We start from the raw sequence: 11,040 nt of genomic DNA, 5'->3' as shown, positions 1-11,040 counted from the left end.
TTTCAACATGATTCTCCTCCTCATGGTTTTGTTAGCACACTACCCGATCTTCCCGAAAGGAAGTCCCGGGTCAGGCCGTCTCTCACAGACCACGCTCGCATTATCACCCCCCATATAATATTGATAGGAGTTTCTCTTTTATTTGCAGGCTCCGGTTGCGTAAATGTCGCCGGAGTGAGGAGGGGATCGGATCTCCGTATTCTATGAATTCACCCCTACAGTGTAATTGTTGTGCAGCGGTGTCGACTGCCCGATATGGGTCCACCAAGAAGGAGCCAGACGGTCAATAATATAACGATGTTTCATATAATGGTCAAGATTATTCTGGCCACCCCCTTTGCCGTGGAAAACCGTGACGGTGCCACTCGCGCAAGCACCTTGACATGGTTCGATCCCACCGCTACCCTGAATGGTGATCTTGCGCTAAACATCTGTCTCATCAGGAAGGGAGGACTGCATGCAGACCGTGGCCCTGCGATCAAGGCGCATCGAGGCGGCAGACCACTTTGAGGCGGTCGAGCTCTTCTTTACCCGAGGCTGGACCGATGGGTTTCCCATCGTGCCCCCCACCGAGGAGCGGGTCGAGGCGATGCTGCAAACCCTCGACCGGGATCCAGGCGAAGTGGTCGGCATCATGGCTCCGAGATCCGGGAAAGCCACGCTGGAAAAGATCGCTATCAACGCAGTCATGGCAGGCTGTCAGCCTGCGTTTTTTCCGGTGGTGGTGGCAGCCATCGAGGCCATCGCGGATGATGACTTTAATCTAAATGGGGTTCAATGCACGACACATGTCGCCGCCCCTCTTCTGATCATCAACGGTCCGGTCCGCCAGGCCCTCGAGATTAATGCCGGGGCGAACTGTTTCGGTCAGGGTTTTCGAGCCAACGCCACCATTGGTCGAGCGGTCCGCCTGTGCATGATCAACATCGGGGGTGGGCTGCCGGGGGTGACCGACAAAGCCACCTTTGGTCATCCCGGGAAGTACACCTATTGCGTGGCCGAAAACGAGGAGGCCTCACCGTGGGAGCCGCTTCATGTGGAACGCGGGTTCCGGCCGGAGCAGAGCACCGTCACGGTCTTTGCCGCTGAGGCGCCCCATAACGTCAATGACCATGCGAGCCAGGGCGCGCGCGGCATCCTCACCACGGTCGCGGACACGATGGCCACCATGGGGAATAACAACATGTACAAGCGGGGAGAGATGGCAGTGGTGATCGGTCCGGAGCACGCGGCCACTATTGCGGCCGAGGGGTGGAGCAAGCAGGATGTGAAAACATTCCTTTTCCAGGAGGCCCGGAGGCCGGTCCGTGAGCTCACGCGGAGCGGGGAGTACTACGGGGAGGTCACGTGGGAAAAGTACTGGCCTCGATGGATTGATAGGAATGATCCCTCCGCCCTGATCCCGGTTGTGAACAGTCCGGAAGACATTTTGGTATTTGTGGCGGGAGGCACTGTGGGGCGCTTTTCCTTGATCATCCCCGGTTGGGGCGATCATGGAACCCGGGCGGTCACCAGGGTGATTCCTAATCTCGGGTCATGCAGTGACGGAACCTGCCATGCCTAGCACCGGCTGTCATAACGACAGGTTAGGCAATCAGGCGCGCGCGTGTCTTGGGGGACGTGGAACGCTTGGAAGCTGGTGATGACATTTAAGGAGGTCGGGAGGGGGTTGATTCTCCTCGAGCCGGTGGTAGAGGACGAGGTAGAGGTCTATCCCCTTGCACTCCGGATCCTGGACATCAGTGGGAAGCGCATCGGGTTTTTGGACAACAGCAAGGAGCGGGCAGATGAGATCTTAGCGGTGATCGAAGAGCTGCTCGCCGAGCGTTTTGAGTTTGACGAGGTGGTCCGGCACCGGAAACGCTATTACACAAAGAGTGCTCCTCCCGAGCTGATCGATGAGCTGGCGGAGCGGTGCCAGTTGGTGGTCACAGCGGTTGGCGGGTGAGGCTCCTGTACGTCGGGCAGTGTGCTCGACGCCATCGAGTTGGAGAAGCGGGGGGTGGTCACCGCAACCGTCGTGACCGAGCTTTTCAAGGAGGCGGCCAGGGAGTACGCCAGAAATTTCGGGTCGCCGACTTATCCGATTATCACCATTGTGCACCCCATTGCCAACCTCCGGCCCGAGGATCTGAGGAAGCGGACCGAGGAGATTTTCCCGCAGGTCCTGGCCGCCTTGACCCGCCCCCCCGAAGACTAAAGTTTTCATTGAAGGATTCACCCTCCATGGCTGCAACTCCGTCTATCGAGGATCGCCTCCAGAGCTGTCTTCTGGGCCTCGCCATCGGTGATGCGCTGGGGATGCCCTTTGAGGGACTCTCTTCCTGGGTGGTGGGCCCGGTTCTGGATGAGGTCCAGGGATTCCACGAGAGCAGCCACCGGGGTCTTGGCGCTGGGCAGTGGACCGACGACACCCAGATGACTCTCTGTCTTGCGCGGAGTCTCGTCCGCCGCGGCCAAGCTGAACCGGAGGACATCGCCCGGGAGTATCTCGGCTGGTTTCAATCCGAGGACGTCCGGGGGATCGGCGCGACCACCCGGAGCGCCATGGCCCGCCTTGAGGCAGGAGCCGGATGGCATGAGAGCGGGACAGAAGGGCAATATGCCGCTGGGAACGGGGCAGCGATGCGGGCTGCCCCCCTGGGTCTCCTCTATCACGAGGATCTCGAGGGGCTGCGGAAGGCCTGTGCCCTGGACGCGGAGATCACGCACAAGAACGCGGATGCGGTTGCGGGGAGCCGGGCAGTGGCCTTCCTTGTAGCCCGTCTGGTGGCAGGGGTGGTTCCGGGGAAAGAGTTACTCGAGGAAACCATCCAGTTCGTATCCGGTAGTCGGGTGAGCGATAACCTGCAGCGGAGCTTGGAACTCCTGGGACGAGGCGCCAATCCGCCACAGGCAAGCGAAGCTTTGGGAGTGGGGGCGTACGTGGTGGAGACGGTGGCATGGACCGCCTTTTGCTTCTTCCATGCACCCGACGACTTCCCCCGCGCCGTGTTGGCGGCGGTTCGCGGAGGGGGCGATACCGACACGGCGGGGGCCATCACCGGGGCCGTGAGTGGAGCCCGGGTCGGGATTGCGGGAATACCCGCGGCCTGGAAAAAGGGGGTCGAGGGACAGGAGGCAATTGCGGCCCTCGCCCAAGAGCTTTACAAGGTCACTGTGCGGAGACGGGGATGACACTGAAGGCAGTCTTTTTCGATGCGGGAAATACCATCCTCAGCCTCGACTATGCCGTGATAGTGGATGCACTGAAGCGGCAAGATTTCCTCGTCGACCAGGAAGAGGTCTGGAGGGCCGAGTGTCGAGCCCGGGTAAAGCTCGACCCATTTCTGGCTAAGGTAACGGTGCGAGAGTCTCCCGAGATCTTCTCCCGCTATGTTCGTTACATCTGTGAAGAGATGGGACTCCCTTGGAGGGAGAAGGCAGAGCGGTTCCTGCAGGAACTCCGGGAGATCAATCGGCATTCCAACCTCTGGCGGGGGGGTGCCGTGCCAGGGGCCAGGGAGGTTCTGGGGGATCTCAAGGGAAAAGGGTACCAGTTAGGAGTCATCTCGAACTCCGATGGGCGACTCGAGACCTTGCTCAATGAAGTGGGTCTGGCAGAGTACTTCAGCGTCATCGTGGATTCGCACGTCGTGGGCTTTGAAAAGCCCGATCCGCGCATCTTTCATTGGGCCCTGGAGCGAACCGGTGTCACGCCGAATGAAGCGGTTTATGTGGGCGATTTTTACAGCCTCGACGTCGTCGGGGCGCGCCGTGTCGGCCTTGACGCCATTCTCCTCGATCCTCTAGGTGTATGGCCCCTCCTCGACTGCGTGAAAGCGAAAGACCTCTTTGAGGTTCGCAGTCTCCTCCCCGCCTCTCCTTAATACCGATGACCGACCACCGAGGACCGCAGATCGATGACCGACGACCGATGACCTGGACATTTCCAATTTCGAATTTCCGTGAGTGCTGACGGCTGAGTGCTAACCGCTGACCGCTATATTGGGATCGTTTGACACCCGCGTGATCAGTCCCGTATAGTCGGGCCGCAGAGGCGGATCCAAAGGTCCGAATGCTGGGTGCGGCCTATAAGCTGGCAAGCATGGTGAGGGAGACGAAGTGAAGAATCGGGTAGCCTTGATCACGGGAGGGGCCCGCGGAATCGGGCGGGCCACCGCCCTTCACTTAGCAGAAGACGGTTGGGATGTTGCCCTCTGCTATCGCACCAGTGAACGGGAGGCTCAGGAGACGGTCGAGGCGATCAAGAAAAAGGGGAGCAGCGGCCTGGGAGTGCAGGCCGATGTTTCCGATCCCGAGGCTGCATTAGGCTTGGTCCGAGAGGTCGAAAAGACATGGGGGCGGATTGATGCCCTGATCAATTGCGTGGGCCCCTACCACCGGGCCCCCTTGCTGGAGGAAACCCTCGAGGGTTGGCATGCGATGTTCAACAATAATCTCCATCCAGTCTTCTACCTCACCCGCCTCGTGGCCCCCGGCATGATCGAACGAAAGTGGGGGCGCATTATCACCTTTAGTATGGCGAATGCCGATCGGCTGATCGCGCAACCCCAGCTCACGGCCCACCACATCGCGAAGACAGGGGTCCTCATCCTGACCCGCACGCTGGCCCGGGTGCTGGCCCCGCACGGCATCACCGTGAACGCGATCTCGCCTGGCTTCATTGACTCGGGGAGCGCACCGGCCGAAGAGCTGAAGGCGATGGAGAAGAAGATCCCTGCCGGTTATATCGGGACGGTTGACGACGCTGTCGCCGCGGTGGCTTTTCTTCTCTCAGAGGACACCCGGTATGTTAACGGGGCCAATATCCATCTGAGCGGTGGCTGGGGAATCTAGGTTCGAGGACTTCCTCTACCATGAGGTAACCCTCCCGGGTTTGAACAATACGTGGGGAGCAGTGCCACCCTCCCGCAATCACGTGCGTGCGGGTTGGGTGAAGCCAGTGGCAGGCACTTGACACCAGATACGCACTGGGAGATGCTTTGGACCTCTCCAATTGAGATAAACACCTTTCTGGTTCTGTTCGGCCATCGGCGACTTTTCCTTCAGAGAAGACCTCACTGGCAAGGAGTGCCAGAGGGGAGATCGTCAGCCCGAAGATCGGTGGGACTCTAAGAAACGAGCGGGTGACATCACTGCTTGGCCAATACTTAACCATACCATATCTAGTAGACAAACGAGCGGAGAGGTACTATAAGTAGGGTAAAAGAGGGGCCACCCCTCTGCGGGGGCCACTGGAGGCGACATGGGGTATTCCGCCGTCATGCAGCAGTACCTCGCCGTAAGGAACTCCCTCCCCAAGGATTGTCTCTTACTATTTCGACTCGGGGACTTTTACGAACTCTTCTTTGAAGACGCGGTCACCGCCTCTGCATTGTTAGACGTGGTCTTGACCTCCCGCGAGGGGGGGCAGGGGAGGGTGGCGATGTGTGGCATCCCATTCCATGCGGTCGAGGGGTACGTGCAGCGGCTGATCCGGGCTGGAAAGAAGGCGGCCATCTGCGAGCAGGTTGAAGACCCGAAAAAGGCGAAGGGGCTGGTGCGCCGGGAGGTAACTCGCATCATCACGCCCTCGACCTTCGTCGAAGACGACTCTCCTGACGGATATGACTCCCGGTACTTGGTCGCGGTCGCCCGCCTGCCAAAACTTTGGGGGCTGGCGTGTTTGGAACCCACAACGGGCGAGTTCATCGTTTCAGAGTACAGTCAAGACGAGGAGGTGCTTGCCGAGCTTGCGCGTCTCTGTCCCACCGAGTTGCTCATCCCACAGGCCGTTCAGGAAGAGCAGAGCTTACATCCCTTTATCGATGAGAGACGTACGCTCCTGGTGACCACGTACGAGGATTGGCAGTGTGAGGTCGGTGACAATCGAGACCGCGTCCTGTTGACGTATAAGCTTGGGTCCCTGAAAGGTCTGGGACTTGGCACTCATACCGCAGGCATCGCCGCGATTGGCATGATCCTGCAGTACCTGAAGGAGCACCGTCCAGGGTCCGAAACCTATCTCCGACTGCCCAGGCCCCATGTGCCCCACGAATATCTCCTCATGGATCCGACTTCAGAACGCAGCTTGGAAGTAATCCCTGCCGGCGGGACGGACAAAGACAGTCCCACCCTGCTTGCTGTGCTGGACGAAACGGTCACCCCGATGGGTGGACGGCTCTTGCGACAATGGCTCAAACGGCCACTGCTCAATCCCAGCGCAATTCAGAGACGGCTGGACGCCGTAGCCACATGGATCGCTCAGCCGGCAAGACGGGACACGGTTCGCCAACTCCTCGACCCCGTCCGAGACCTCGAGCGCCTGTTGAGTCGCGTCAGCTATGGGGTCGCCACGCCACGGGACGTGATCGCGCTGCGTTCCTCTCTCGCCCAAGCGCCACTGCTGAAGGCTCATCTCCAGGAATATTCCGATTCTCTTATCCGTGAGCACGAGGCTCGCATACACGATCTGGCAGACCTGCGCCAGGTCCTGAGCGCATCCTTGGTGGAGAATCCGCCAACACATCTGCGCGACGGTGGAGTGATTCGCGAGGGATATAACGCCCAGTTGGACGAATTGCGGGCCCTGTCACGCAATGCCAAGCATCTCATCGCCGCTTTGCAAGCCCGAGAAATCCAGCGCACCGGTATCAAATCCCTGAAAGTGGGCTACAACAAGGTATTTGGGTATTTCATCGAGGTGTCCACTCCAAACCTGAGCCACGTGCCGGCCGATTACATTCGGAAACAAACCTTGACAAATGCCGAGCGCTTTATCACGCCCGAGCTCAAGGAGTACGAGGATAAGATTCTGAGTGCCGAAGGCCAAGCTCGCGCGCTGGAGCAGACGTTATTCGAGGAGGTTCGTGAATGCGTCGTGCAAGAACTCCACGCCATTCGGGACGTGGCGGAGGCCATCGCAAATCTAGACGTTCTCAGTGCGCTCGCCCTGGTGGCGATTCGGGGAAAATACACGCGGCCAGAGATTGATGAGGGGACGGTAATCCACATTCGTCACGGTCGCCACCCTGTCGTGGAGCGGATGTTGGGGATGGGTAAATTTGTTGAGAATGACTGTCTTTTAGACGGGAATCGGCACCAGTTCCTGCTCATCACCGGCCCCAACATGGCGGGGAAATCCTGTTACCTGCGTCAGACCGCCCTCATTACTATCCTGGCACAGATGGGATCGTTTGTGCCGGCGACGAGTGCTCGGATTGGGATCGTGGACCGGCTATTTACGCGGATAGGTGCCTCGGACAACCTGGCTCGAGGAGAAAGCACATTCATGGTCGAGATGCTCGAGGTGGCCATTATCCTGCACAACGCCACTCCCCGCAGTCTGGTTCTGTTAGACGAAGTTGGCCGAGGCACCTCCACCCTTGACGGGGTGAGCATCGCGCGAGCGGTGGCCGAGTACCTCTCGGACCATGATGGGTCTCGGCCGCGAACCATGTTTGCCACCCATTACCACGAGCTGACGGATTTAGGAGAACGGATTGCGGGTATCGAGAACCTCAACATCGCGGTCCGCGAGGGAAAAGGGGAAGTCATCTTTCTCCATAAGATCATGCCGGGAGCTACGGATAAGAGCTACGGGATTCACGTAGCGAGGCTTGCGGGTCTGCCGCCCGCAGTCATTGAACGCGCCGAGGAGTTACTCGATACCCTCGAAGTATCGGAGAAGGGACGGTATCCCCCCTCGCGCCTCTCTGTCCGGTCCCCCGCTTCTGCCCAGCCCCGGAGCGGCCAAATGACATTTTTCCCCCGCGCCGTGGAGGAGTAGATCGATGGGCACCATTCGGATCCTTGATGAACTGGTGGCCAACAAAATTGCTGCCGGAGAGGTGGTCGAACGGCCTGCGGCCGTGGTGAAGGAACTCGTTGAGAATAGCCTGGACGCCGGGGCTGAGACCATCGAGGTGCGTGTACACAAAGGGGGAAAGGCTTTGATCCAGGTGGTAGACGACGGCTGCGGGATGAGCCGGGAAGATGCTGAGCTGTCCTTAGAACGGCACGCCACAAGCAAAATCGCCACCACGGACGATATTCTTGCCATCACCACCCTGGGCTTTCGTGGAGAGGCCCTCCCCAGTATTGCCGCGGTCTCCCAGTTCACGCTGATCACACGCGAGCCCACGAAAAGCGAAGGGGTGAAGATCACCATGGAAGGGGGAAAAAGCCGAAGCGTTGGGGTGGGTGCCGCTCCCCCGGGGACCACCGTGGTGGTCAAGAATTTATTTTTCAACAGCCCGGCCCGGCGCAAGTTTCTGTATGCCGACACTACGGAGTTTGGCCACATCCACAGCAGTCTTGTTGCCACGGCCCTTGCCCATCCCCGGATACAATTCCGGTTGCTTCACAACGACCACGTCGTCTTTGATCTGCTGCCGGCGGCCAGTACCGTGGAGCGGATCGCTGCGTTGTTCCCGAAGGAATTCTGTCAAGGTCTGGTGGCTGTGGAACACACCTCTCCCCATCTCACGACGACAGGCTACGTTGGGGCGCCTACGCTGGCAAAAGCCAACCGCTCGGGCCAGCTCTTCTTTGTCAATTCGCGCCCGATCAAGAACCCTTCCCTGAGTCTTGGCCTCAGGCAGGCCTATCAAGGCCTTCTCCCCCAGGGCCGCTTTCCGGTGGCGGTGCTGTTCCTCCAAGTTCCCCCGAGAGAATTGGACGTGAACGTTCATCCCACGAAACGCGAGGTGCGCTTCCACAAGGAGCGCGCCTTGCTTGGCCATCTCAGCGATGTCATCAGCCAGAGCTTGCGAAAGGCTGATATCTTTAAAGAGCTTGCTTTGTCGACCACTCGCACTTTCCCCTTGGAGGCTCCCCACCACGCTGGAGGCCCCCTGTTGCGGGAAACTCCGCGGAAGTACTCAACCTCGTCCGTCGCTCCGTCTCGGGTGAGCGACTCCACGCGCTGGCCGAGTGACGGCCGGGATGAAAGCCCACCGAGGGGTACGCCGACGTTCGTGCCCCCAGCTCCCTTTCGGCTCCTGGGGCAGTTTCGTGGGACCTACCTGATTGTAGAGGTCGAGGGAGGATTGTGGGTCATCGATCAACATGCCGCGCATGAACGGGTCATGTTCGAGAAGGTCCTGGCCTCCCTTGATGCTGGCAGTCCAGAGATTCAGTTGTTTCTCACCCCGCCCATCCTCGAGCTTCTTCCCCATGAGCGGGCGGTCCTGGAAGAGTATTGCGAGGCCTTGGAGGCCATTGGCTTTTCCCTCGCCCCGTTTGGCGGCAACAGTTATCAGGTTCAGTCGATGCCGGCTTACTTTCACTCGGGAGAAGTCCTTCCGCTACTTCGGGAGTTTCTCGACCGCAAACAGGATAATGACCTGGGAAGCCTGGCTGAAAACCGTCAGGCGGAGATCGCCGCTCGCGTGGCCTGCAAGATGAAAAGCATTAAGGCAGGAGAAACCATCACGCCTGAGGAAATGGAGGCGTTGGTCCATTCGCTCCTGGCCTGTTCCTCGCCCTTTACCTGCCCGCACGGGCGTCCCACGATGATTCGGCTCACCGCTCACGAGCTCGACAAGCAGTTTGACCGGCGATAGCATCCTGACTGGTGCGACGTTACCTCGGCTGAAATTTCCCTCCACATGGGAATAATCGCCGATATGCTCCGCGGGCTGGAAACCAAGGTGGACGAGCTGAATGATTTAATCTAGTCCCTCCCTGGAAGCCAGGCGTGTCGCCCACAGAACAGCAAGTAGTGGTACCACGAGAGACCTAACCCACGGGCGTCGGGGACATCCTTGGCGCTCGTGGTGTATTTGTCCCGTAATCCCACATGAAATAAGTCATACCAACAACTAACCCTCCATCAAGAAACATTCGGTTAACGCTTCAGATGTGACATCTCTTCGTCCACCTGGTACCGGGACTCTTTCCACAGGCTTGACACGCCTTGCCGAGTGCAGGAGACTCAGACTCTCTCCCACGCTCAACATGGGCAGGATGGGACGCGCATAAAGAGGGAAGTCTCATGAGGCGGGCCGACAAACGGAGCAAGAAAGATTATGAATCGTCTGTAGAGTCGTATCTCAGATCAGTGGGTATCGGCGGCTACCTGGAACGGGATGCCTTCTGGAAGCGGCTTCAAGAGAAGCACGGCCCGATCGCGGAGCAAGTTGCCCATGCGATTTCTGCCCGAGAAGAGGGAGAAGACGTTGACGTCTACCCACTGAAGAATACTACGCTGGCACTCAGCATCGATGTCACTGCTCAATACTACAACCTGATGTACAAAGAGTTCCTGAGTTGGTTTTGCCGAGAGAAATTCCCAGAGCCCACGTGCCTCCTCGATGTAGGCTGTGATAACGGAATTCTGACGTGTTTCTACGGTACTCTGTATCCTGCAGCGGAGGTGATCGGAATTGATAAGTGCGAGCAAGGGATCGTGTGCGCTCGGGAACTTGGACACCGGTTGAAACTCGCGAACGTTCGATTCGAGGTTTGCGATCTCCAGAGTCTCGAGGGGGCTTTTCCTGAGCGATCCTTTGACCTCATCATGTCGACGGCAGTCTTTCATGAAGTACCGGAGTTTCCAGAGGACGAACCGGACTCCGGGTGCGCTTCGATAACAATGGGACCTGAAGATTCGGATTGCGCAAGAATCGTGGCGGAACTGCTCAGGCTCCTTCGCTACGGAACAGGTACCATGGTATCGATGGAGAGATGCACTGATGGGGAGACCTTAGCCTGGTGGATCCGGGTGCTAACCCAGGCTGGCCTGAGCGTAGATGCCGATCGGAGCACTCTCCTGAGCTACGACAATATGTATGACGAACGAGAGACGCTGCCCGTTGTGGTCGCAGTGCGAAGTCGGCATCCGACTATCCGCTCGGTCGAGGACATCCCTGCTTTTCGAATGTACCAAGATGTGGAAGCGAATGCGAAGATTGGTGACCGTGCCGAATAGTAGAGGAACTTACAGCAGTCTTGTCGGACTAGTGCCCCTCCAACTAAATCTCCCTAAGCACAGCAAGCTTCCGCGAGGGGCACTGAGGGGTTGTAGGGGAGAGACTCCCCTACGCTTGGGGGGTG

Annotated in this window: 9 protein-coding genes; all 9 read left to right on the top strand. The window is 58.7% G+C overall.

The genetic code is table 11. The features are described 5' to 3' along the window. The first annotated feature begins 457 nt into the window (after positions 1 to 457). The 9 genes from O6929_02560 to O6929_02520 all read left to right on the top strand — a co-directional run bounded on the left by O6929_02560 (position 458) and on the right by O6929_02520 (position 10,915). Complete coding sequence (locus O6929_02560) at positions 458 to 1,564, top strand: hypothetical protein (protein MCZ6479278.1); 1,107 nt, start codon at positions 458 to 460, stop codon at positions 1,562 to 1,564. A gap of 78 nt (positions 1,565 to 1,642) precedes the next feature. Then, positions 1,643 to 1,948, top strand: coding sequence for a hypothetical protein (locus tag O6929_02555; protein ID MCZ6479277.1), 306 nt, complete (start codon positions 1,643 to 1,645; stop codon positions 1,946 to 1,948). Between the two features lie 54 nt (positions 1,949 to 2,002). Continuing rightward, positions 2,003 to 2,200 (top strand): hypothetical protein, encoded by a 198-nt coding sequence (locus O6929_02550; GenBank protein ID MCZ6479276.1) that lies wholly within the window; start codon positions 2,003 to 2,005, stop codon positions 2,198 to 2,200. Between the two features lie 26 nt (positions 2,201 to 2,226). Beyond that, on the top strand, positions 2,227 to 3,177 hold the full coding sequence (locus tag O6929_02545; protein MCZ6479275.1) for an ADP-ribosylglycohydrolase family protein: 951 nt from the start codon (positions 2,227 to 2,229) through the stop codon (positions 3,175 to 3,177). Beyond that, the gene (locus tag O6929_02540) at positions 3,174 to 3,869 is read left to right on the top strand and encodes an HAD-IA family hydrolase (protein ID MCZ6479274.1); all 696 of its coding nucleotides are present in this window, start codon (positions 3,174 to 3,176) and stop codon (positions 3,867 to 3,869) included. The genes O6929_02545 and O6929_02540 overlap by 4 nt, the downstream gene beginning before the upstream one ends. A 235-nt stretch (positions 3,870 to 4,104) precedes the next feature. Continuing rightward, positions 4,105 to 4,839: an SDR family oxidoreductase gene (locus tag O6929_02535; GenBank protein ID MCZ6479273.1), complete on the top strand. Its 735-nt coding sequence runs from the start codon at positions 4,105 to 4,107 to the stop codon at positions 4,837 to 4,839. 409 nt (positions 4,840 to 5,248) lie between these two features. Continuing rightward, positions 5,249 to 7,771, top strand: coding sequence for a DNA mismatch repair protein MutS (gene mutS, locus O6929_02530; GenBank protein ID MCZ6479272.1), 2,523 nt, complete (start codon positions 5,249 to 5,251; stop codon positions 7,769 to 7,771). A 4-nt stretch (positions 7,772 to 7,775) separates the two neighbouring features. Next, a complete protein-coding gene (gene mutL / locus O6929_02525; GenBank protein MCZ6479271.1) occupies positions 7,776 to 9,548 on the top strand; it encodes a DNA mismatch repair endonuclease MutL in 1,773 nt (590 codons plus the stop codon). Positions 9,549 to 9,979: 431 nt separating this feature from the next. Then, positions 9,980 to 10,915 (top strand): class I SAM-dependent methyltransferase, encoded by a 936-nt coding sequence (locus tag O6929_02520; GenBank protein ID MCZ6479270.1) that lies wholly within the window; start codon positions 9,980 to 9,982, stop codon positions 10,913 to 10,915. Positions 10,916 to 11,040: the final 125 nt, after the last annotated feature.

Source organism: Candidatus Methylomirabilota bacterium (genome assembly GCA_027293415.1).
Taxonomy (GTDB): Bacteria; Methylomirabilota; Methylomirabilia; order Methylomirabilales; family CSP1-5; genus CSP1-5.
This window is presented reverse-complemented; position numbering and strand designations above follow the sequence as displayed.

What these genes read in the sequence shown, in the direction of transcription:
- O6929_02560 (MCZ6479278.1), top strand. Translation starts at nt 458, where the DNA reads ATGCAGACCGTGGCCCTGCGATCAAGGCGCATCGAGGCGGCAGACCAC.
- O6929_02555 (MCZ6479277.1), top strand. Translation starts at nt 1,643, where the DNA reads ATGACATTTAAGGAGGTCGGGAGGGGGTTGATTCTCCTCGAGCCGGTG.
- O6929_02545 (MCZ6479275.1), top strand. Translation starts at nt 2,227, where the DNA reads ATGGCTGCAACTCCGTCTATCGAGGATCGCCTCCAGAGCTGTCTTCTG.
- O6929_02540 (MCZ6479274.1), top strand. Translation starts at nt 3,174, where the DNA reads ATGACACTGAAGGCAGTCTTTTTCGATGCGGGAAATACCATCCTCAGC.
- mutS (MCZ6479272.1), top strand. Translation starts at nt 5,249, where the DNA reads ATGGGGTATTCCGCCGTCATGCAGCAGTACCTCGCCGTAAGGAACTCC.
- mutL (MCZ6479271.1), top strand. Translation starts at nt 7,776, where the DNA reads ATGGGCACCATTCGGATCCTTGATGAACTGGTGGCCAACAAAATTGCT.
- O6929_02520 (MCZ6479270.1), top strand. Translation starts at nt 9,980, where the DNA reads ATGAGGCGGGCCGACAAACGGAGCAAGAAAGATTATGAATCGTCTGTA.